This window comes from Novosphingobium sp. RL4, assembly GCF_035658495.1.
In the GTDB taxonomy this organism is placed as follows: Bacteria; Pseudomonadota; Alphaproteobacteria; order Sphingomonadales; family Sphingomonadaceae; genus Novosphingobium.
This window is the reverse complement of the sequence record NZ_CP141945.1, coordinates 1,691,638-1,714,606: the sequence shown is the minus strand read 5'-3', so window position 1 is coordinate 1,714,606 and position 22,969 is coordinate 1,691,638. Positions and strand designations below refer to the sequence as shown.

The window sequence follows — 22,969 nt, the reverse complement described above, 5'->3', positions numbered from 1 at the left end:
CCATGGAGGCGCTTCCCAAAGTCATGGACTGCCCGCCGAGCGATCGCCCCCTGCGGATTGCGATCGTCTACAGCAGGCTGCCCTTCCCGATGATGCGCGGCGACCAGTTGACCGTCGCGCATCTCATCAGCTTTCTGGCCGCGCGCGGGCACGATGTGGACCTCTACACGCTCGACATGCAGGGGAAACTGTCGGGAACCCAGCGCGAGTGGCTGGAGCGCAATTGCCGCAAGCTTCACATCTACCGGCACGGTCCGGTGCGGATCTTGCGAGGGCTGATCGCCGGGCTGTTCAGGCGGGAGCCCGCCCAGGTCGCGATGTTCCGCAACGAAGTGCTGGCACGCGAACTCGCCGCCGCCACGCGTTCGAACGCCTATGACGTGATCTACTGCTACTACATGCGCAGCGCCCACGCGGTGCTGCAGCCGCCCGCACGCCTCCATCGCAATGCCACCACCTTTCCGGCGACCTTCCTCGCGATGCAACTTTCGCAGTCGCTCAATACCCGCCGCATCCTCGAAAACGAACGCAACCCGGTGCGGCGCTGGCTCTACCGGATCGAGACGGCGCGCTGCGAGTGGTACGAGGCACGCGTCTGGCAGCGCTTCACCCGTTCCGTGCTGATCGGCCCGGCCGACGTGGCAAAGGTCAAGGCGGTCTGCGCCGCGCAGGGCCAGCCGGAGATCGACAACTGGGTCTACGGCGCTCACGGCACCGACCTCAGCCACTATCGCCCCGCCCGCCCGGACGAGATCGTGCCCGGCCGCGTCGTCTTCTCGGGATCGATGCTCTACCAGCCGAACGTGCAGGCGGTGCTGTGGTTCGTCGAGCATTGCTGGGCGCGTATCCGCGCCGCCGTTCCCGATGCCCGCCTCGTCATCCAGGGCCGCGATCCCACCGCGCCGATCCGCGAGCTCGACGGGCGTGACGGCATCAGCGTGACCGGGACGGTCAGCGACATGGGCATCAACATCCGATCTGCCAGCGTCTGCATCAATCCGATGCGGGCGGCGGGCGGAATGCAGAACAAGCTCATCGAATACATGGCCAGCGCCAAGGCGATCGTCGCCACCTCCATCGCCAACGAGGGCACCATGGCCCCGGGCGACGCGCTGCTGCTGGCGGACGAAGCGCCCGCCTTCGCCGATGCCGTGATCGGGATCCTCTCCGACCCGCGGCGCGGCGCCGCCCTCGGCGCGGCCGCCCGGCGCTACGTCGAGAGCAACTGGACCTGGGAATCCCATTTCCTCAAGCTTGAAAAAGCCATCTTCGAAAGCCTTGGCCTGCCTGCCGATCCGGTCGAGGAACGGGCAGCCGTACCGGCATGACCGACAGGCTTTACGTTGCCCCGCCGTTCGCCGCCGAAGACGGGGACGACATCATCAGCGCCAGCCTTCTCGCCGGCGCCGTCGTCCTGTGCTGCCTGCCCTACCTGGTGTTCGGCCCGATCGCCGCGCCTTCGCAGGTCCAGCCCTGGGCCGCGCTGCTGTGCTGGGCCTTCGTGCTGCACCGGGTGCTGACATCGTCGCTGCGCATCAACGGCTTCCAGCTGCTGGTGCTGGCCTTCGCGCTGTGGTTCATGCTCTACGTCAATGACCCGGGCAACGTTGGGCTCGACTATTACCTGCGCCGGTCGGCAAGCTTCGTCATCTGCTGGGCCATCATCGTGGCCGCGCCCTACGTCTCGCCGATCCTGCTGTGGCGCGTGCTCACGATCACCCTGCCGCTGTGGAGCGGCTTTGCGGTGCTGGGGTTCGTCAGCAAGGGCCTGTACCTGGCGATTACCAAGCCGCTGGTTCCCACGGCGCAGGGCGTGGCCGGCGGGCGCGGGGCGACCGGGCTCGCCCCCGAGGCCACCGACTTCGGCTTCACCATGGCCTTCATGGTGCTGCTGGCGCTGATAACCCGCAAGGTCCTGTCGGACCGCGGATACAAGGTGCCTGCCTGGCCCATCGGCCTTGCCTTGTTCAATGTCGCGCTGTCCCAGTCCGGTTCGGGCTTCTTCGCCGTGATCGTGCTTGGCAGCCTGTTCTACCTGACGCGGGAAGGCGCGGGCAGCCGGGCCGATATCCGGGGCGCCGTGGCCTTTCGCCTGCTCGCCGCAGGCGGCGTGGCGGCGGCGCTCGTGCTGACCATCGGCATGGCGCCCGAAACGGGCGTGCGCGGGCTCGATCTGGTCATCCTGTCGCTGCGCTCGCCCTCGGGCCTGCTCAACACCACCTTGTCCTACCGCATCGTCCACAATGCCGTGGGCATCCTCGGCATGATCGATTCCCGGCTGATGGGCTACGGCGCGGGCTCCTTCCTCAAGGTCGGCGCGCAGCTCTACGCGCAGTACGATCTCGGCAGGTTCTTCGGCCTGACCGGCTATTACGCGGCTTCGGTCCCGCTGAGCTTCACCGGATCGCCGGTCGCCTATTTTCCGGTGCTGTTCCTGGAATACGGCCTGGCCGGGCTGGCTTTCGTGCTCCTGCTCTTCAGGACCGTGAGCCTTTCGGCCCTGCCTTACGTGCCGCTTGCCCTGGCGATGATGTTCATGACCTGGGTGCAGAGCTTCCCGGCCGCCTATCCGCCTTTCTGGCTGCTGATCGGGCTCGCGCTCAATCCCGGATTCCGTACCGGCAACCGCAGCGCCCTGCCCGCCGTGCCGGCCCACCGGGAGATGGCAGCATGACCGCGCATACCAACCAGACCCATGCCCGCTTCGGCTACGTCAGCGGGCTCGACGGGCTGCGCCTCGTTGCCGTGGCGATCGTGATCGCCGCCCATTACCAGCTGGTGCCCTATATCCCCGGCGGCTTCGGGGTTTCGATCTTCTTCTTCATCAGCGGGTTCCTGATTACCCGGCTCATGCTTGCCGAGGAGAAGACATACGGACAGATCGCGCTTGGCCGGTTCTATGTCCGGCGCTTCATCAGGCTGCTGCCGCCGCTCGCGCTCATGGGGATCGTCGCAGTGCCCCTGCTGGCGCTGACGGACCCGGCCGGCTTCTCCTGGAGCCAGGTCCTGCTCTCGTTCTCGTACCTCGGCAACGTGCACAAGATAGGCTCCCGCCTGCTGGGCTGGAATGCCGGTTACGACGCGCTCGAACCGCTCTGGAGCCTTGCGGTGGAGGAGCATTTCTACCTGCTGCTTCCCCCCGTGCTCCTGCTGGTACGGGGCAGCGCGGGCCGGATCCGCATGATCTCGGCGGTGCTGGCAGGCGCACTGGTGCTGCGGATGCTAATGTGGGCTGCCACGCCCCGGTTCGCGGACGACATCAACTACAACTTCACCCTGACCCGCATCGACGCGATCGGCTGGGGCGTGCTGCTCACCCTCCTGCTCGACGGGGGCCGGATCGGGCAGGCATGGATCGAACGCCATGGCGCCGTGCTGCTCTGGGGCGGGGCGCTGGCGATGCTGCTCTCGCTGGTCCACTGGTCCGGGTTCTACGAGACGGCCTTCAAGTACACGCCGCAAAGCATCGCCATCGGCGCGGCTTTCTGCGGTGCGATCTTCCCGGCGCGTAACGCCTGGGTCCGCCGGATCGCCGAACTGCCGCCCATCCGCTACCTCGGAAAGACCAGCTACGAACTCTACCTCTGGCACTATCCGGTCTATTCCCTGGCCGAGCGGTTCGTCGTCTCTCCGCACTTGCGCGCGGTGCTCTCGCTTGCAGCGACCATCGCGATCTCGTCGCTGGCCTACAGCCTGACGACCAGACGGCTCGCGCCCCTGCGAAAGCGGTTCGGAGGCCATCCCGTGTGATGCCCGCCCGGTTCGAACGGAACGCCCCCTCGACACCCCTTCAATCCAGGACAGCGAACGTGACACCCCTTTTCCCGCGGCCCCACCGAATTTCCGGCGTGCTTGGCTGCGCCGTGCTGGCTTCGCTCCTCGCAAGCTGCGCGCGCCCCGACCTGCCGCGTGACGAGGCGGCCTACCAGGTCATCCCCGCCGTTTCCCCCGAAAGCGGGCGCGACTACATCCTCGGCCCTTCCGACGTCATCAGCCTCACCGTGCTGAACGAACCAGACCTCAGCCTCAAGGATGTCCAGATCACCACCGGCGGCAACATCTCGCTGCCGCTGATCGGACAAGTGAGGGCCAGCGGCTTCACCACGGACGGGCTTGCGTCAGACATCGCCGCCCGGCTCGGCCAGCGCATGCTTCGCAATCCCGACGTTTCCGTCAATCTCACCACGGCGGTGTCGCAGAAGGTGGTGGTGGAAGGCTCCGTGACCAAGCCGGGTATCTACCCCGTGCAGGGCAGGACCACGCTGCTGGGCGCGATCGCGATGGCCGAAGGGACCAGCCGCATCTCCGCGCTTGGCGAAATCGTCATACTGCGCACGGTCGACGGCAAGGCCATGGGCGCGGTCTTCGACGTGGGCATGATCCGCAGAGGCGAACTGCCCGATCCCGAAATCCTTGGCGGGGACACCGTGGTCGTCGGCTTCTCGTCGCTCAAGGCGGCCTGGCGCGACATCCTGACGACGGCGCCGCTCGTCGCCGTGTTCCGGGCCTACCGATGAGCCATCCCGCCGCCGCCCCCTGCCGCCCTGCCCTGACCGGATATGCCCGCTGATGCCGAACCTTTCCCATTCCCCCCTGCCGGCCCACGGCGATCACGCCGCGCCGGATTCCTGGCTTTTCGCCGGGTCGCAGATCGATCTTGAGGGGCTGAGGGCAGCGCTGGTCCGCCATCGCTGGCTGGTCCTGCTGATCTGCGGCGCGGGCCTGTTGCTGGGTCTGACCGTCACCGTGCTGACCGTGCCGACCTACCGCGCCGAATCCAGCATCCAGATCGACCAGCAGGCATCGCGCGTGCTGGACGCACCCGATATCGAGCCGGTGCAGGCCGTCCAGGACGCCGACCGCTTCCTCCAGACCCAGACCGAGATCCTGCGCAGCCGCGCCCTGGCGATCCGGGTTGCCGAAACGCTGGGCCTGTTCGGCGGCAACGGCTTCCTGGAGGCCATGCACGTCAAGCCGCTGTCAGGCGCGATGGGCACGCTCGGCGCCGGGGAGGCGCACCGCGAGCAGGTGATCGCCGTGCTGCGCGACAACCTGTCGATCACCCTGCCAGACGGTTCGCGCGTGGCCCGCATCGCATTCGACAGTCCGGACCCGGCGATGGCCGCCAAGGTCGCCAATGCCTTCGCCAATACGATGATCTCCAGCAACCTCAGCCGCCGGTTCGACACCTCGGTCTATGCCCGCCAGTTCCTGCGCGAGCAGCTCGAACAGGCCAAGGAACGGCTTGAGGAATCCGAACGCAGCATGGTCGGCTATGCCCGCTCCAGCGGCATCATCGACACGGACGCCATCCGCGAGGCGGGAAGCGCCGCCAGCGGCGCGCCGTCCCTCGTCGCATCGAGCCTGATCGAATCGAACGATGCCCTGTCCCAGGCCCGCTCGCGCCGGATCGACGCCGAACAGCTCTGGACCACCACCCGTTCCGCCCCGCTGATGAGCCTGCCCGAAGTGCTCTCCAATCCGGCGATCCAGACGATGATGGAACGCCGCGCGGAACTGGAGGGAAGCTACGCCGAACAAAGCCAGCGCCGCCAGAACGACCATCCCGACCTCATCCGCCTGCGCAGCGAGATCGCCGCGCTCAACCAGCGCATCGCCCATCTCGCCGAAGATATCCGCAGTTCGATCCGCAACCGCTTCCGCGCCGCCGAGCTTCAGGAACAGCAGATGCAGGGCGAGGTCGAACGGCTGCGCAACGCGACGCTGAGCGAGCAGGACCGGTCGATCCGCTACACCATCCTGCGCCGCGAAGTGCGGACCAATCGCGAACTTTACGACGGGCTGCTCCAGCGCTTCAAGGAAGTGAGCGCGGCGGCGGGCGTTTCGGCCAACAACATCTCGATCGTCGATCTCGCCTCGACGCCGGTTCGCCCGGTGGCGCCCAATCTCCCCGTCAATCTCGGCCTTTCGCTGCTGGCCGCCTTCGTCGCCGCGATCGGCGTGATCTACTTGCGCGAAAACCTAGACGACATGCTGCGCACGGTGGACGATGCCGAGCGCAAGCTGGGCGTCACCGGGCTCGGCATGGTCCCGCGCCTCGACGCGGGCGTGACTTTCCGCGACGAAGTGGGAAAGCGCAATTCCAGCTTGTCGGAGGCGATCCACACGATCCGTTCGGCCATCGAGCTTGCAGGCGGAAACGGGCCGCCGCGCACCGTCTTCATCACCAGTTGCGGCAAGGGCGAAGGCAAGACCAGCACCGCCTATGCCCTCGCGCGGGACTTTGCGCAGATCGGCCGCCGCGTGCTCCTGGTAGACGCCGACATGCGCCGCCCCTCGATGCACAAGCTGCTCTCTTTCGAGAACAACGCGGGGCTAGCGGACCTCCTCAATCGCGAAAAGGCCATCGAGGACGTGGTGCGCCGCACCGCCATCGCCGACCTCCATTTCATCTCGGCCGGCGCCGCGGAGCCCAATCCCGCCGAACTGCTGGCATCCGGCACCCTTCCCTGGCTGATCGGCCAGCTGGAGGAGATGTACGATATCGTCATCATCGACGGACCGCCCATGCTGGGCCTCGCCGATGCGCCGAGCATCGCCGTCCATGTCGAGGCGACGCTGTTCGTCATCGATGCGGGCCAGACGCGCCGCAAGACGATCCGCTCGGCCCTGCGCCGCCTGCGGCTCAGCCGGGCGACGCTGCGCGGGGTCATTCTCAATCGCGTCGATGTCCGCACGCTCGGCTACGGCTACGAGTCCTACTATCGCTACGATGAGGAAGCGCGCCGTCCGCGCTCTTGGCTGGGACGGCGATGACCCCTGCCCACGCATCCTTCATTCACGCGGGCAGGCCGCTGCTGGCACTGGGCGCGGCGCTTGCCGGGGCCGTGCTGGTCGTCCAGGCCAACCTCGACCGGCTGCGCCCTGCCTCTGCGGCGGCCACGGAAACGTCGCTGGCGGACAGGCTGGCGGAGCGGCCCTATGACGCGGCCGCGCTGCGGGAACTGGCGCTGCTTCGCCAGCGCACGGGCAAGGGGCCGGAAGCGCTGGTGCTGGCGCGCCTTGGCGGCGAGCTGGGCTGGCGCGACAGCCGGACCCAGACGATGCTGATCGCCGACGAAGTCCGCCGGGGAGACGAAACGCAGGCGATCCGGCGCATCGATGCGCTGCTGCGGCGCAAGCCGGCGCTGGAACCGCTGCTGCTGCCCGTGCTTCACCGCGCCGCCACCGACGCGCGCGGCCGCGACGCCCTGCTGGACCGTCTCGCCGCCGCGCCGTCCTGGCAGGACGGCTTCTTCCGGCAGCTCGGCACCCTGCCGCCGGAACTGGAAACGGCGCACGAACAGCTGCTGGCGCAGTGGCTGCAAGGCCCGGCGCCGCACCGACGGGACGACCTGATCGCCTATGTGAAAGTTCTGGTGGATCGCCGGGAATACCGCCGCGCCAGAACCTTGTGGATCGCCCATGCGGGAACCGGCGATACGCCGGTGCTGGATCCCGCGTTCGCGCAGCTCGATCCCGCCGCCCCTTCCGGCAGTGCCGCCCCCTTCGCCTGGAGCGCGCAGCGCGTGCCGGGCGCCGAACTCGAAATGGTGGCGGGCAGCGGCGGCAAGGCTCCGCGCAGGCTTTCCGTCACCGCCGGGCAATCCGCCTTCGGCACTTTGCTGAGCCAGCATATCGTGCTGGCGCCGGGCCGCTACAGCATCGACGCGCTCATGCCGTCCAGCGCCGCCTTCCGGCGCGGCGCGCTGCACTGGACCGTGGACTGCCTGCCCCGCGGCCCCTCGATCGCGATGGTCGGCACCGCGGCGGCAGGGCGCTGGCGTCAGTCCTTCGCGGTGCCGCAGTCCGGCTGCACCGCGCAAGTGCTCTCTCTCGCCGCCCGCCGAACGGACGATCCGGCGCCGAGCCACGCCAGCATCGAACGCGTCCTCATCACCCCGTCCCCGGACGGCCCGGAGGACCGGTCATGACATCGCCGGACCTGCTTGCGGGCAGCCATCGCGGCCTTACGGGCGCGGCGCTGCTCCTGATCCTGGCCGTTCTGGCGGGCGGCGGCGGCAGCGGCCATGCCGTGGCGGAAATCGCCATCGAACTGGCCTCCATCGCCGTGGCCGCATGGCTTCTGGCCAGCCCGCTGCCGATGCGCGGGCGCGGCGCGCTGGTGCCGCTGGCGCTTCTGGCCGCATGGGCCGGGCTTGCGGCTCTCCAGCTGGTGCCGCTGCCGGCGCCGGTCTGGCGGGCGATGCCGGGACGCGAACTCGCCGCCGCCATCGCCGATCATGTCGGCGCCGGACAAGCCGCGCATCCGCTCAGCCTGGACCCGGCCGCCACCCGCCGCGCGCTGGCCGCGCTCCTGCCCGCAGCCGCGATGCTGCTGGCGGTTGCCCACATGGACCTGCGCGAACGCCTTGCCCTGAGCGCCGTCGCCATCGGATGCGCGCTCGCCAGCCTCCTGCTGGGCGTGATGCAACTGCTTTCGGCGGGCCAGTGGGGAACGCTCTATCCCGAAGGGCATCTTGGCTATGCCACCGGCCTGTTCGCCAACCGCAACCACCAGGCCAGCTTCCTGCTGGTCGCCGTGGCGCTGGCCTGCACATTTGCCGCGCGCAAGGCTTCGGGTTCGATCCTGGCCCTGCTGCTCATGGCGAGCCTTGCCGCCGGTGTGATCGCCACGACATCGCGTGCGGGCCTGCTCCTGCTGCCAGTCAGCCTGCTGCCGCTGGCGGCCTCGATCCCCGCGCGGCGCCTCAGGTGGTTGGCCGTGCTGCCGCTGGTTGCGGCAGGCGCATACGCGCTTGCCATGAACAACGCGATGGTCCGCATCGTCATGGACCGCATCCGCAACGGAAACATGGAGCGACTGTCGTTCTGGCAGGACAGCGGGACCGCGATCGCGCGCTTCTGGCCGTTCGGCTCCGGCTACGGCACTTTCGCCGGCGTGTTCCAGACGGTGGAGCCGCTCGAACATGTCGGGACGCACTACGTCAACCACGCGCATAACGACCTGCTCGAAATCATGCTCGAAGGCGGCATGCCGGCAACCCTGCTTTTCGCGGCCGGGATCGCATGGTGGCTGCGCAGAGGGGTCTCGGCCCTGCGCGAAACCGGCTCCGCCCGGCGGCTCGGGATCGCGGCCTGGACCGGGATCCTCGTCCTCCTGCTCCATTCGCTGGTCGATTACCCGGTCCGCATGCTCCCGGTGGAACTGGTTGCGGCGATGCTCGCAGGCTTCCTCGTACCGCCCGCCCCCCCTGCTCAGCCCGCGCGCCGACGCCTTGGCCCGCCCCACTCCTCGATCCAGCAAGCGACAGTTCGATGATGTCCCGCCAACTGCTTTCGGCCCTGCGCCGGGTTCCCCTTCCGGTTCTGGTCCACCAGATCCGCCGCAAGGCGCGCGACCGCTTCGCCGCCCTCGCACCCGGCGCCTATGGCCGCGCGATGGAGCGCCGCGCATCCCGCTTTCCCGCGCTTGCAGGCGCAAAGCAGGCCACGGTTCCGGTCGCGCTGGCAGCCTTCATCGGCCGCTATTACCGTGCGGACCGCACCGCCTGCGACGATGCCGCGCGCGGCGCTTTCGAACTGATGGGCACAAGGGTCGATTTCGGCAGCATCGCCGCCATAGACTGGCGGCACCGGCTGGAGAGCGAGAACGACCATAATCTCTGGCGCATGAAACTGTGCCAGCTCGAAATATTGCACAGCCTGCTGGCCGGAGGCCGCGAGGCCGACGGGCCGACGATTCACGCGCTGCTGGACAGTTTCGAAAGCGCGGCCGGGTTCGATCTTGCTGCCCCGTTCCGGACGATCTGGTCTCCCTACGGCGCATCCCACCGCATTCTCGCCGTGCTGAGCGGCCTCGTCCTCGCATCCGCGCAGGGGTGCACCGATCCCGAACTGCGCGCGCGTATCAGCCGTTTCCTGCACCGGGACGCGGCCTTCGTCCGCGCCAATGTGGAACACGACCTGCGCAACAACCACACCGAGCGCAACCTTGCCGCGCTGTGCCTCTATGGCATGGCCTGCCGGGGCTACAGCCCGGCGCAGGCAAGGCGGCTCGACCGGGAAGTCAGCGCGATCGTCATGCAGACGATCCTCGCGGACGGCATGCAGATCGAACGTTCGGCCATGTACCAGGGCCTCAGCGTCATGGCTCTGCACATCTTCGCAGCCTCCGATTTCCTGAGCGAAGCGACCCGCGCCCTTGCCGCCGAGCGCGCCAAGGCGGCGGAACGGGCCTGGCGGATGCTGTCCCACCGCGACGGGGACATTGCCCTGTTCAATGACAGCTGGCTGGGCGAGACCCCCACCGCACGGGACATCCTCGGGCCCGAGGATCCGGCCCGCGCGCTGTCGGGCCGCCTTCCCAACGCGGGCTATGCGCGCCTGACGGCCGGCGCGATCGACGTCTGGATGGACGCCGGACCGATCGGCCCCGGCTGGAACCCCGGCCACGGCCATGCCGATTTCCTCGCCGTCGAAGTCGACGTCGAAGGCGAGCGGCTGTTCGTCGATCCGGGCACATCCCAATACTCGACCGGCCCGCGCCGGACTCACGAACGGTCGGCCGCCAGCCACAACGGTCCCTGCTTCGAGGGCGCCGAGCCGGTCGAGTACCTCGGCTGCTTCAAGGTCGGCCGCCTCGCCGCCGCCGAAGCGATCGCGCCGGACGACCTGCGCGACTGTCCCGGCGAGGCGGTGGGAGGCCGCCTGACGACGGCAGCAGGGACCGTCAGGCGCATCGTCTCGGCCTTTGCCGAAGGCGGCGTGGTGATCGCGGACAGTTGGGCGGGACGAAAAGGAGAAGCCCGCGCACGCTTCCTGATCCCGGCGGAATGGCAACTGGCCCCCAGGGGAGACACGCTCATCCGCCTGACCAAAGGCGGCACCGAAGTCTGGCTGGATGCGCTCGAAGGGCATTTCCGGCTTGCGGAAAGCGACAGTTGGTGCCGCCGCTACATGGCGCCCGAGCCTGCCCATGTCCTCGATCTCGTGCCCGCCGCCGGAGGGGACAGGTACACCTCGGCCCTGCGCCTTTCGCAAAAGCCGCCGGGAACCGCGGACCGGATCGAAATCCTCGCCGGACCAGGCACGTTCTTCAGGAGCGCCCCGTGATCGCCGGTATCGCCATGGCCTGGTCGGCCGCAAAGGTCTGGCTGGAACGCGGCACCGGGATCGCCCCGGACGCGCTTCATGCCTTTGCGGGCGTCCTGCTTTTCGCCGCCATCCACCTGCTGGTCAGGCCTGCCTCGCTGCGCATGGCATGGCTGGGCGTGTTCATCGCCGAATGCCTCAACGAGGCGCTCGACATGGCGCGCCCCGCCGGTGCCGAAAGCGACTGGCGGTCCTCGCTCCATGACCTTCTCATCACGATGTTTCTGCCGACGATCCTGCTTGTCCTGTGGCCCGCGCTGACGCGGGCGGCGGCGAGACAGGCACCGGACGACGCCGCAAGCAAGGAAAGTGCCCTGCCATGACTAAAGCGCGCAAGATCATACCCGTCATCCTTTCCGGTGGCTCTGGCACCCGGCTCTGGCCGCTTTCCCGCCCCGACCGGCCCAAGCAGTTCCTGCCGCTGCTTTCGGAACGCACGATGCTGCAGATGACGGCGGACTACGTGCGCGACCGCAGTGTCTTCGCGCCGCCCATCGTCATCGGCGGCGCGGCCTTCGGGGCCGAGACGGTGCAGCAGATGAACGATGCCGGCGTGCAGGATTTCCGCGTCGTGCTGGAACCCCAGGCCCGCAATACCGCCCCCGCCATCGCCCTGGCCGCCGCGATGGCCGAACGGGGCGACGACCTGCTGCTGATCATGCCCAGCGATCACGCCATCCGCCGCCCGGAAGCGCTGATGGCGCATATCGCGCAGGCCGCGCCGCTGGCCCGCGAAGGCTGGCTCTGCACTTTCGGGATCGAGCCGGATTCCCCTCATACCGGCTACGGCTACATCCGCGCCGCCGAACCGCTCGCAGCCGGTGTCTGGCAGGTCGGCAGCTTCGTCGAGAAACCCGATCCGGCGCGGGCGCGGGCGATGCTGGAGGAAGGCGGCTATCACTGGAACGCGGGCATCTTCCTGTTCCGCGCCGATGCGATCATGGCCGCTCTCGACACGCACCAGCCCGCCGTGGCCGCCAGCGTCCGGGACGCCATGGCCGGCGCCGACCGCACGGCCCAGACCGTGCATCCCCTGCCCGCAGCCTTTGCGGCAAGCCCTTCGATCTCGATCGACCACGGGGTGCTCGAACATCATGACCGGGTGGCCGTAGTGCCCGCCGCGCTGGGCTGGTCGGACGTGGGAAGCTGGGACGCGCTCTACGACGTGCTCGACCGCGACGATCAGGGCAACAACGCACGCGGCCCGGTATTCTGGCGCGATGCCCGCGACTGCCTGGTGCAAAGCGACGGGCAGCGCGTTGCCCTGCTGGGCGTGCAGGACCTGATCGTCGTCGTCTCGGGAGACGATATCCTGGTGATGTCGCGCGGACGGTCGCAGGAAGTCCGGGATCTGGGCACGGCGGTACAGGACGCATGATCCCCTCGGCCCTCGAACGCCGCGGCACGCCGGGAAACGGCGCCTTCCCGGCAAAGCCGCGATTTGAGTGCGAGTTCGGCCCGGACCTCGCCTCGAAACGCCATGCACTGGCCCATTCGCTGCTCGAACTGGCCGACCAGAACCTCGCGCAGGCGCGGCTGATGAAGTCGGTGGCGCTGGACCTGATGTACCACGGCGCGGCCGGAGAGGCGCGCCGCCTCGGCTCGCTGGAGGTGGACGAGATCCGCCAGCGCCTCGACCTGCGCTACCGGGGAAGCGCCATGCTCCTGATCGAGCTGCTCGCGACACCGGGCTGCCCGCGCGGGGACCATGAACTGGCGTCCATCGTCTGCCTGCGCAAGCACAGCGTATCGGCCCTGCGCGTCTTCGTTCACGACCTGCGGACCGCGCTGGCGCGGGCCGGTTACCGGGACGTGATCAAGTGCAAGATGCGGCGAGGCTACTTCCTCACCCCCGACCATGCCCCGCAGGTCCTTGCCCTGGTGGGCTGACCGCCGGGCACTCCCCACAAGACACGACATTCATACAAAGGCAGTCCAATCATGCGTTCAATCACGGAAAAGCCCGCCGTACTGGTGACGGGCGGAGCCGGATACATAGGCAGCCACGCGGTCCTCGCGCTGCGCGATGCCGGATGGCCGGTCGTGGTGATAGACAATCTCTCCACCGGCTTTCGCTGGGCGGTCCCGCAGGACGTTCCCTTCGTCCAGGGCGACATCGCCGACCAGCCGCTCGTCGAGGCGGCGATGCGGGAGCACGGGATCGGCGCGGTGATGCACTTCGCCGGGTCGGTCGTCGTGCCGGAATCGGTCCGCGATCCGCTGGGCTACTATCGCAACAACACCGTCCGCAGCCGCGCGCTGATCGAAAGCGCCGTTACGTGCGGGGTGCGCCATTTCATCTTCTCCTCCACCGCGGCGGTCTACGGAATCCCCGAAATCGTGCCGATCGTGGAGGACTCCGGCAAGTCGCCGATCAATCCCTACGGTATGTCCAAGCTGATGACCGAACAGATGCTGCGCGATGTCGCTGCCGCTCATCCGATGAACTTCTGCGCCCTGCGTTACTTCAACGTCGCCGGGGCAGACCCTGAAAACCGGGCCGGGCAATCGACGCTGGGCGCCACCCATCTCATCAAGGTCGCCGTCGAAGCGGCACTGGGCAAGCGCGAGGCGGTGTCGGTCTACGGGACCGACTTCGACACGCCAGACGGCACCGGAGTGCGCGACTATATCCATGTGTCGGACCTTGCCGACGCGCACGTCCTCGCGCTTGGCGCGCTGATCGCCGATCCGGCGGCCAGCCACACCTTCAATTGCGGCTACGGGCGCGGCTTCTCGGTGCTGGAAGTGCTCGATGCGGTGGACCGCGTGACCAACCGCCCGATAGTTCGCCGCCTCGAAGGGCGCAGGGCGGGCGATCCCAACGCCCTCGTGGCGGACAACGGCAGGATCACCGCCGCCCTGCCCTGGCGCCCCGCGCACGAGGACCTCGACACGATCGTGCGCCATGCGCTGGCCTGGGAACGGCATCTGGCGGAGCGCACCGCACCATGACCGCCCCCGGCTCCTTCGCCCGCCATCGCCGGGCCTGCGCGCCATGAGGCTCGCGTCCACTTTCGTGCTGCACGGCTTCCAGATCGGATATCCCGCGTTCATCACCTGGCTGGCCGCCGCGATGGCCAGCCAGGTGATCGGGTCCGAAGTGGTGTTCTACCTCGGCGCGGGCTCGCTCGTGCTGGTGGGGCTGGAATACGGTTTCCGGTACTCCGGCGCCCGCGAAATCTCGCTGGCGCTGGAGAACCCCGCGCGGATCGCCGAAGTCATCGGCGCGATCATGCTCGTCCAGACCGGGTTCTTCTTCGCCGCGCTGCTCGCCGCCTTCGTCGCGATCGGCATTGCCGGACCTTCGATCGGCGTGGCCACGGCGCTGTGCGTGCTGGTGTTCATGGTGCTGAACGGGATCATCCCCACCTGGATCTTCATCGCACTGTCGCTGCAGAGGGAGTTCCTGCTGCTGACCGCGCCGGTGCGGCTGGCGGGACTGGGCGTGGCGCTGGTGGCTTACCATTTCCACAGCATCGACGGCCTGTTCCTGTCCCAGTGCGGCGCGATCCTGGCGATCCATCTCTCGGGCCTGCTGCTCTTGCACCGCAAGGGCTACTTCGCGCTGAGCTTCAGGCCGAAACTGGCCGCATCGCTCCTGCGCGAAGGGCGGGACATCTTCGTGATGAAGCTCGGCGTGTTTTCCTACACCAGCGCCGGCGTGCTGATCCTGGGCATCGTCCAGTCTCCCGAGATCGTCGGCGCGTTCGGCCTGTGCCAGCGGCTGGTGACGGCGATGCAGCAGGGCTCGGCACCGCTGTTCATGACCGCCTATCCGCTGAGCGTGCGCTATGCCTCGGGCGAGCGGGAGCTGGCCACCCGGCTGCTGCGCCTGAACGGCACGGCCCTGCTCTTTTCTGTGGGGATGTCGCTGGTCATCGCACTGGGCGGACCGGCGCTGCTGACCGCCATCGGGCTCGACCATTATGAGGGCATCACCCGCTGCATCCTCATCATGGCGCCGCTGCCCGCGCTGGTCGGCCTTTCCACCCTGCTCGTCAACAATGCGGTACTGGCGGCCAAGCGCGACACCATCGTGCGGCAGGTAACCCTTACCACCGGCGCGATCGGCATTCCCGCCTATTTCGCGATGACCCGCCTGATGGGCCTGTTCGGCGCCGCGGCAACCCTGACGATCATCGAGGCCTGCGTTGCGCTCGCCTACCTCACCATCTGCATCCGCGAGAATCTGCTGTCCTCGCTCTTCTATTGGAGAAGCGCCCATGAAAGTTAGCATCGTTACCCCGACACTCGCCCTGGACGATTTCCTCGCGGAAGCCAGGCAGTCCGTCGCGCGGCAGGATTCCGGCATAGAGATAGAGCACCTGATCGTGGTGGACGACAGGCAGGCCGTGCTGCCGGCCGACGACAGGCACGGCAATGTCGCCACCCTGTTCCTGCACAATGCCCAGGAAAAGGGACCGGGCGGGGCAAGGAACACCGCGCTGGACCGGGCCACCGGCGACTTCGTGTTCTTCCTCGATGCCGATGACGTGTGGGACCCCGATCACCTGCGCCGCGCGGTCGGCGTCTACCAGGGCAATCCGCAGGTGGACTGCATCTCCATCGCCGGGCTGAGCTTCGGGCAAAGCGTCAGGCATGTCCGCATGACCATCCCGGACCTGCCCCAGGGCATCATTCCGCGCCATTCCGTCGCCTGGAACCCGATCGGCGGCCCGACCGGGTTCAGCTACCGCCGCAGCGCGAAGACCGCCGCCGTCCGCTTCAAGGATGCGCTCTATTTCGCGGATATCATCTTCTACCTCGAACTGCTCCATCTCGGCGCGACCTTCTGGCGCGAGAACAGCGTGCGCTACTGGTACCGGCGCTCTCCCGGACAGCTCATCTCGATCGCGCCGATCGACAAGATCCGCGCTTCGGAAGCGCGCGTTCACCAGGAGATCGCCGCATGGAAGGATTCCGGCCTGTCTGCGCGCGAAGCCCGGCTCGCCTCGGTGCAGATCCGGCGCCTCAGCGCCAACCGGCAACGGCGGCCGTCCTACCGCAACACGCTGCTTCTCGCCGCCATCGCCCCGCGTTGGGCCGCCTCGCAGGTCATGCGGCAGGTGAAGAACATGAGGATCAGGCGCACCGCGCCCCGGCGGCCGGACGCCGCGCCCGGCTTCCCGGCGGCCGAATGAACCACCGGCCATCGCGCAGCGACCAGAACCGGCAATCCATCAATATCATTCACGGAACAGGGACATGAACGACACGCTGAACATCATACTCATCGACGATGACAACGAACGCAAGAAATACGTCACCTCGATCCTCAAGCAGGTCGACGATATTTTTAATATTCAATATTCGTGCGAATTCACCGATCTTTCGGCGCGTCACCCCACGATCGCTCTTATTGGCGACAACGACAACGTGCTGGACGATTTCCTCGTGAAATCGATCAATGCCCAGCGCATTCCCGTCGTGATATACAGCCTCGTCGTCAATGTGCGGCGGATCGTGGAACTGATATCGAAAGGCGCGGCCGATTACGTGATCCCGACCAAGGACATGGCGGAACTGCGCGATATCCTCACCCGGGCGGCAAGCACGGCCGATGTGCCGGGGCGTTATCACCCGCGCGAATCCGCCGCCGCCTCGCTGATCTCGCGCCTGACCAAGCGCGAACACGAAGTGCTGATCGGCGTGGCGAAAGGCCAGTCGAACCGCCTCATCGGCAAGGAACTGTCGATCAGCCCGAGGACGGTCGAGATCCACCGCGCCAACATGATCGCCAGGCTCGGCGCCAAGAACACGATGGAGGCGATCCGCATCGCCATCGAGGCGGGCAAGGCCTGAAAACGGCGCTTCGGCGCCGCCCCCCAGCCCTGCCTGCGCCGAATTCAGGTCCTTCCGGTAAAGGCGCCCAGCCCCGCGATGGCGAGCATCCCGGCGGGAAGCGCCGTGGCCTCGAAGGTCAGGCGCAGATAGCGTGCCTTTACCGGAGCGGCGAAGGCGATGCGCTGGGTGGCGAGCGCATAAGCGATGTTCCCGAATTCCCCTGCCGCACTGCGCTTCCAGGTCTTGCCGTCAAGGCTGGTCTCGGCGACGTAGCCCCGGGGCGGCGCGGAATCGGCCATGACCTGCCGGGACGGCGTCAGCGTGAAACCCCCCAGCGCTTCGGCCCGGCCAAGGTCCACCGTCACGCGCGCGGGTTTGCCCGGCTGGGGGGCGGGCTGCTTCCAGATCGTCGCCGCATCATTGTCCAGCAGCCGTTCCGCGCCCGGCGCGCTGGCGGCAACGATGGTCCACTTGGTGGAATCCAGCACGCTGGGATCGGTCGAGACGATCGCCGGCACATCGACAGGCGCCACCGAGGCGAACAGCGCGAATTCCGAGATCGCCGGCGCCGCGCTGCCTTCGAGGACGACCAGCCGCACCCGGCGCGGCGCGATCGGCTGCGGCAGGCGGATGATGCGCTGCGCGCCGATGCATTCCTTCTCGGCAAGGCGCTGCCACTGGCCGTCGATCTCCGCTTCCACCGCGAAGCGGGTCACGCGGATACCCAGCGGCAGGTATTCGCGCAGGCGCACCACGTCGAAGCGCGTGCCCGGCGCGAGGTCGAGCGTCAATGTGGGGGTCAGCACGGCGTCGGGCGCGGACCAGTAGGTCTCGCGCTGGCCGTCCAGCACCTGGGCGGGCACGAAGCGGCCCCCGCGCGAGGCGCTGGCATGGGCGACGCTGCCCTGCGCCAGATCCTTCGCGAAGGTCGCGCGGATCGCATCGCCGAACGACTTGAGGATCTTCACGTCCTGATCGGCGATCCGGCCGCGCCGGTCAGGCGGCAGGTTCAGGTTGAGATTGGTGCCCCGGCCCACGGATTCGTCGTAGAGGCGGATCAGGCGCGCCGGGCTCTTGACCTTGGAATCCTCGTCGGCGTGATAGAACCAGCCGGGCCGGATCGAAACGTCGGTTTCCGCCGGCCACCAGATCTCGCCCCCGCGCAGGCCCGCATTGCCCACATCCTGCTCATAGGGAACGTTCGGCATCGTCGGCCAGCAGGGATCGCCCGCCACGCCGTCCTCATTGCCGACCCAGCGCACATCGGCGCCAAGCGGATCGAACGTGCAGGCATCGGGCTGAAGTTCGTGGACCAGCTTTACGATCGAGGGCCAGTTGTAATACTTCGGCGCATCGATCTTGCGCGCCTCGCGCGCGCCGCCGTAGTAACCGTCACCGCCGTTGGCGCCGTCGAACCAGACTTCGAACAGCTTGCCGTAGCGGGTGCACAGTTCGGTCAACTGCTTGCGGTAATAGTCGATATAGGCCGGGCGGCCGTACTCCGCGTGGTTGCGGTCCCACGGCGAGAGATAGAGGCCGAACAGCATGTCCGCCTGGCGGCACGCCTCCGACATTTCCGCAACGATATCGCCCTTGCCCGCCTTGTAGGGGCTGTTGCGGATCGAATGCTCGGTAAGCTGGGTCTGCCAGAGGCAGAAGCCGTCATGGTGCTTGGCGGTCAGGATGACGCCGCGCATTCCCGCAACCTTGGCCGCCGCAACGATCTGGTCGGCATTGAAATCTGTCGGGTTGAACCACTTGGGGTCCTCGTCGCCGTAGCCCCATTCCTTGTCGGTGAAGGTGTTCATGGCGAAGTGCACGAAAGCGTACATTTCGTGCGCGTGCCAGTTCCACTGCCGCGCCGAGGGAACCGCGCCCGAGGGCAGCGGCGCGGCGGCATCACCGGCGGCGCGGCGCGCGGCCTGCGCGGCGTCGGCGCCAAGCGCAGTCGCCGCGACGGCGGAAGTGGCGAGGAAACGGCGGCGGGAAAAGTCCATCGTCAGTCCTTTGGTAAAGGCAGGCGCGTGTCAGAGCGGCGCGGAAAGCAGTTCGGGCCGGGTATCGGCCAGCTTGACCAGCAGTTCCCCGAAGAGCCCGTTGGCCCAGGCGAACCAGTCACGCGTGAATTTGGCAGGATCGTTGCTGTCCACCGCCTCGTGGATGAAGCCGGTGCCCGCGTCGGTATCGCGCAGCATCCGCAGCATCGCGCGGATCACCAGCGGATCGCTGCTCGACAGCGCGCGCACGATTAGGCTCATCGGCCAGACCTGCCCAAGCCCGACATGCGGCCCGCCGATGCCCTCGATCCTCGATCCCCGGAAGAAGTAGGGGTTCGCGTCCGACCAGCAGGCCTCCGCCGTGGCTTTCCAGAGCGGATCGGCGGCGTCCACGCATTCGAGGAAGGCAAGACCCAGCAGCGAGGGGACGTTGGCATCGTCCATGAACATCGCGTTGCCGAAGCCGTCCACTTCGTAGGCCCAGACCCGGCGGCCGTCCGGCAGCAGCATCGTGCCCCACTGGCGCAGCGCCGCTTCCACCTCGCTTGCCAGCGCGCGGGCATCGGCGGCCAGCGCGGTGTCGCCGCGGGCCTGCTCGGCCACGGTGGCCATCTCGCGCAGCGATGTCACCGCGAAGAGGTTGGCCGGGATCAGGAACGGATACGTGCAGGAATCGTCCGAGGGGCGGAAACCGCAGTGGATCAGCCCGACCGCACGGCTCGGCGCGCCCCAGCCGTCGAGTTGCATGGTCTCGGTCGGCCGGTTGCTGGTGCGCAGGAAGCGATAGGGTCCGGGCGATCCCTTGCGCTGCTGTTCGCGCAAGGTGCGCACGCAGGCGCGGGAGGCTTCGGCCCAGGTCTGGTCGAAAGGCAGCTTGTCCCGCGTCTGGCGCCAGTAGCGGAAGCCGAGCCGCATCGCATAGCAGAGCGAGTCGATCTCCCATTTACGCTCGGCGACGCCGGGCTTCATGTCGGTCTGGTCCTTCAGCGCCCACGACAGATTGGTCTTCGCAGACGGATCGCGCATGAAGGCGTTGGCATAAGGATCGATCAGGATCGAGCGCGACTGGCGGGCGATCAGGCCCCGGAACAGCGCGGTGAGCGCCGGGTCCTTGTTCACCAGATGGAGGTAGGGCAGCACTTGCGCCGTGCTGTCGCGCAGCCAGAGGCAGGGGATGTCGCCAGTGATGACGAAAGCGTCCGGACGGCCGTCCACGCTGTCCATGTAGACGGTGGTGTCGAGCGTGTTCGGATAGCAGCCCACGAACATCGCGCGCAGCTTGGGATCGGCAATCTTGCGCGATACGCGGTCGATCTCGGCCTCCACCGCGCGGCTGACGTAGCGGCGATCCGACACCGGGGGACGGCCTCCGCCTTGCGGCATGGGGATGGTCACCGCACGGGCCGTGGCCGGAATGGCGAGCGCGGCGGCACCGGTCATGGCGCCTGCCAACGTGCTGCGGCGGTCGAGGTTTGTCTTAGTCATCACTTCGGCAGCTCCTGCGCCTGTCCGGTCAGGGTGAACTGCACCCATGCGCCCGCGCCGTCACCCGGCTGTCCGCCGCCGATCCACACTTTGTAGTCGCCCGGCACGACCTTGCGCGTGCCCCGACGATCCACGACCGACAGGCTGCGCGGATCGATAGTCAGCGAGACTTCCCGCGACTTGCCCGCTGCCAGCGGAACGCGCGTGAAGGCGGCAAGCTGGCGCTGCAACACGCCCTGCGTCATGATCGGGCGCGGCTCGATCACCGGCGGCACGACATAGGCCTGCACCACTTCCTCGCCCGCCATGCTTCCAAGATTGCGCAAGGTGGCCGTGACCGTCACGGGCTGGCCCAGCGCGGGCGCGGAAACCTTGGCGCCCTCGTAGCCGTAAGTCGTATAGCTCAGGCCATGGCCGAAGGCCCAGAGCGGCTTGCCGGTGAAGTAGCGATAGGTCCGCTCCTTCATCGAATAGTCGACGAAGGCGGGCAGGTCGCTGGTCGACTTGTAGAAAGTAACCGGCAGGCGGCCCGAGGGATTGTTGGCCCCGGCAAGCGTCTCGGCAATGGCGGTGCCGCCCGCCTCGCCCGGATACCATGCGGTCATCACGGCATCGGCCATGGCCGGATCGACCGAGACCGCGCTGCCATTCGTCAGCACGACGATCACCGGCTTGCCGGTGGCGTGGAGCGCCTCCAGCAGTTTGGCCTGCGGTTCGGGCAGCGCGATATCGCTGCGATCGCCGCCGACGAAGCCGGGCACCTGCACCTGCAGCGCCTCGCCTTCGAGATCGGGCGAAAGGCCCAGCACGGCAACGATGGCGTCGGCCTGCGAAGCGGCCTTCACGGCCTCGGCGCGCTGAGCCTCGGCGGGCGGCAGCCACATGAGGCGCAGGCCCTCGTCCTCGCCGTAATGGTCGAGTTCGAGGCTGATCGGCTGCGGCGAGCCATCGGATGCGATGTCGAATTCGACCCGCTGCTTGCCGAGCACGCCGCTGTGCAGTTCCTTGCCGCCGATGCTCAGGCGCACGTCGTCATGGCGGGTGCAGTCCTTCCAGCAGGCCGGAATGTCGAGCGCGAGGCGATAGGTCCCCGCTCCCGGCGGCACCAGCGATCCGCTCCAGCGCACCTTGAAGCCCTTGGCGTCCAGCCCCTTGGGCGCGGTGCGGGTGAGGTTGAAGTCCACGCGGCGATCCTGCCGCACGAACACGCGCTTGCCCGACATGTCGAGATATTCGGCGCGAAGACCGGGCTTGCCATCCGCGACGAGCGCGGTTTCCGGCACGACCACGGGCGCACCCTCGGCCAGCACCGAGCCTTGCGCATAAGCGACGTTGGCCGCGCCGAACTGGCGGCGGATGCCTTCCAGCGGCGTTACCGGATCGGCGGCGGTGCCGTGGTAATTGGCCTCGATCACCGAGAGATCGTCGGCATTGGTGCCGATCACGGCGAGGCGGGTTCCGGCCTTCAGCGGCAGGCGGCCGTTCTCGTTCTGGAGCAGGACCACCGACTTGCGCGCGGCTTCCAGCGCGAGGGCGCGGTGGGCGGGGGTGTTGACTTCGCCCGGCTTGATCTTCGCCCAAGGATTGGCCGCCCCGAAGGCGATGCCCAGCTTGTAGCGGGCCTCCAGCGAGCGGGCGAGCGCGCGGTCGACCTCGGCCTCGGTGAGCAGGCCGCGCGCCACCGACTGGGTGAGCGCGGCGTAAGTCGTGCCGCAGTCGAAATCAGTGCCCGCCTTGATCGCCGCGGCCGAAGCCTCGGCGGCGTCGTAGCGGTAATTGTGGAACATCCAGATGTTCGCCACTGCATCGCAGTCCGACACGACGAAGCCCTTGAAGCCCCAGTCGCGGCGCAGAGTGCCGTTCAGCAGCGCATCGTCGGCGCAGACCGGCACCCCGTGGGTGGAGTTGTAGGCGCACATCAGCGAGAGCGGCTTGGCCTCGGTCACGGCCTTGCGGAAGGCGGGCAGGTAAGTCGCCTCGCGGTCCTGCGGGCTGACATCCACGTCGAAACTGTCGCGCCCGGCCTCGGGGCCGGAGTGGACGGCGAGGTGCTTGGGCGTCGCGATCACGCGCGGATGGAGCGGATCGGGGCCTTGCAGACCCTTGATGAAGCCGACCGCCAGCGAGCCGGTGAGGAACGGGTCCTCGCCGTAAGTCTCCTGACCCCGGCCCCAGCGCGGGTCGCGGAAGATGTTGATGTTGGGCGACCAGATCGTCAGGCCCTCGTAGATGCGCCGGTCGGCATCCACGGGCTTGGCATTGAACCTGGCGCGCGCCTCGGTGGAGACGACGGTGCCGACCTTTTCCATCAGCGCCGGATCGAAGGTCGCGGCAAGGCCGACCGCCTGTGGGAACACCGTGGCCACGCCGTTGCGGGCAAGGCCGTGGAGGCCCTCGTTCCACCAGTCATAGGCGGGCAGGCCCATGGCCTTCGCGGCAGGTGCGGTGCTCTGGAGCTGGTCCGCCTTCTCGGCCAGATCGGCCTTGGCGATGGCGGCGAGCACGGCGGGATCGGCCTCGCCCGACAGGTCCTGAGCGGCGGCAGGCGCCGCCAGAACCATGGCGAGGGTGATCGGGAACAGCGC

At 68.0% G+C, this 22,969-nt stretch carries 18 protein-coding genes; 15 read left to right on the top strand and 3 right to left on the bottom strand.

Annotation, left to right across the window (positions count from 1 at the left end; translation table 11 throughout):
- Positions 1-2 precede the first annotated feature (2 nt).
- The 15 genes from U9J33_RS24415 (at position 3) to U9J33_RS24345 (ending at position 16,920) form a co-directional block, all read left to right on the top strand.
- Positions 3-1,328, top strand: coding sequence for a glycosyltransferase (locus tag U9J33_RS24415; RefSeq protein ID WP_324699996.1), 1,326 nt, complete (start codon positions 3-5; stop codon positions 1,326-1,328).
- Positions 1,325-2,674: a hypothetical protein gene (locus U9J33_RS24410; RefSeq protein WP_324699491.1), complete on the top strand. Its 1,350-nt coding sequence runs from the start codon at positions 1,325-1,327 to the stop codon at positions 2,672-2,674. The genes U9J33_RS24415 and U9J33_RS24410 overlap by 4 nt, the downstream gene beginning before the upstream one ends.
- Positions 2,671-3,750: an acyltransferase gene (locus tag U9J33_RS24405; protein WP_324699490.1), complete on the top strand. Its 1,080-nt coding sequence runs from the start codon at positions 2,671-2,673 to the stop codon at positions 3,748-3,750. Before U9J33_RS24410 ends, U9J33_RS24405 begins: the two co-directional genes overlap by 4 nt.
- 59 nt (positions 3,751-3,809) lie before the next feature.
- A complete protein-coding gene (locus U9J33_RS24400) occupies positions 3,810-4,517 on the top strand; it encodes a polysaccharide biosynthesis/export family protein (RefSeq protein WP_185999555.1) in 708 nt (235 codons plus the stop codon).
- A 52-nt stretch (positions 4,518-4,569) separates the two neighbouring features.
- On the top strand, positions 4,570-6,777 hold the full coding sequence (locus tag U9J33_RS24395; RefSeq protein ID WP_324699489.1) for a GumC family protein: 2,208 nt from the start codon (positions 4,570-4,572) through the stop codon (positions 6,775-6,777).
- On the top strand, positions 6,774-7,934 hold the full coding sequence (locus U9J33_RS24390; protein ID WP_324699488.1) for a hypothetical protein: 1,161 nt from the start codon (positions 6,774-6,776) through the stop codon (positions 7,932-7,934). Before U9J33_RS24395 ends, U9J33_RS24390 begins: the two co-directional genes overlap by 4 nt.
- Entirely contained in the window at positions 7,931-9,283 is a 1,353-nt protein-coding gene (locus U9J33_RS24385; RefSeq protein WP_324699487.1) for an O-antigen ligase family protein, read from the top strand. Before U9J33_RS24390 ends, U9J33_RS24385 begins: the two co-directional genes overlap by 4 nt.
- Positions 9,280-11,076 carry a heparinase II/III family protein gene (locus U9J33_RS24380; RefSeq protein ID WP_324699486.1) on the top strand — a complete coding sequence of 599 codons (1,797 nt, stop codon included), beginning with the start codon at positions 9,280-9,282 and terminating at the stop codon, positions 11,074-11,076. The genes U9J33_RS24385 and U9J33_RS24380 overlap by 4 nt, the downstream gene beginning before the upstream one ends.
- Entirely contained in the window at positions 11,073-11,438 is a 366-nt protein-coding gene (locus tag U9J33_RS24375; protein WP_054435637.1) for a hypothetical protein, read from the top strand. Before U9J33_RS24380 ends, U9J33_RS24375 begins: the two co-directional genes overlap by 4 nt.
- Complete coding sequence (locus tag U9J33_RS24370; protein WP_324699485.1) at positions 11,435-12,493, top strand: mannose-1-phosphate guanylyltransferase; 1,059 nt, start codon at positions 11,435-11,437, stop codon at positions 12,491-12,493. Before U9J33_RS24375 ends, U9J33_RS24370 begins: the two co-directional genes overlap by 4 nt.
- Positions 12,490-13,005 (top strand): hypothetical protein, encoded by a 516-nt coding sequence (locus U9J33_RS24365; protein ID WP_185999549.1) that lies wholly within the window; start codon positions 12,490-12,492, stop codon positions 13,003-13,005. The genes U9J33_RS24370 and U9J33_RS24365 overlap by 4 nt, the downstream gene beginning before the upstream one ends.
- A gap of 51 nt (positions 13,006-13,056) precedes the next feature.
- Entirely contained in the window at positions 13,057-14,070 is a 1,014-nt protein-coding gene (gene galE, locus U9J33_RS24360) for a UDP-glucose 4-epimerase GalE (RefSeq protein WP_324699483.1), read from the top strand.
- Between the two features lie 43 nt (positions 14,071-14,113).
- A complete protein-coding gene (locus U9J33_RS24355) occupies positions 14,114-15,352 on the top strand; it encodes a hypothetical protein (RefSeq protein ID WP_324699482.1) in 1,239 nt (412 codons plus the stop codon).
- Positions 15,342-16,259: a glycosyltransferase family 2 protein gene (locus U9J33_RS24350; protein WP_324699481.1), complete on the top strand. Its 918-nt coding sequence runs from the start codon at positions 15,342-15,344 to the stop codon at positions 16,257-16,259. The genes U9J33_RS24355 and U9J33_RS24350 overlap by 11 nt, the downstream gene beginning before the upstream one ends.
- A gap of 64 nt (positions 16,260-16,323) precedes the next feature.
- Complete coding sequence (locus U9J33_RS24345; protein WP_324699480.1) at positions 16,324-16,920, top strand: LuxR C-terminal-related transcriptional regulator; 597 nt, start codon at positions 16,324-16,326, stop codon at positions 16,918-16,920.
- Between the two features lie 44 nt (positions 16,921-16,964).
- Here U9J33_RS24345 and U9J33_RS24340 read toward each other — a convergent pair whose 3' ends face one another.
- The 3 genes from U9J33_RS24340 to U9J33_RS24330 are packed head-to-tail and all read right to left on the bottom strand — an operon-like array spanning position 16,965 to position 22,945.
- On the bottom strand, positions 16,965-18,899 hold the full coding sequence (locus tag U9J33_RS24340) for an alpha-L-fucosidase (protein ID WP_324699479.1): 1,935 nt from the start codon (positions 18,897-18,899) through the stop codon (positions 16,965-16,967).
- Between the two features lie 30 nt (positions 18,900-18,929).
- Positions 18,930-20,384 carry a glycoside hydrolase family 125 protein gene (locus tag U9J33_RS24335; RefSeq protein ID WP_324699478.1) on the bottom strand — a complete coding sequence of 485 codons (1,455 nt, stop codon included), beginning with the start codon at positions 20,382-20,384 and terminating at the stop codon, positions 18,930-18,932.
- On the bottom strand, positions 20,384-22,945 hold the full coding sequence (locus U9J33_RS24330) for a glycoside hydrolase family 3 C-terminal domain-containing protein (protein ID WP_324699994.1): 2,562 nt from the start codon (positions 22,943-22,945) through the stop codon (positions 20,384-20,386). The genes U9J33_RS24335 and U9J33_RS24330 overlap by 1 nt, the downstream gene beginning before the upstream one ends.
- Positions 22,946-22,969: the final 24 nt, after the last annotated feature.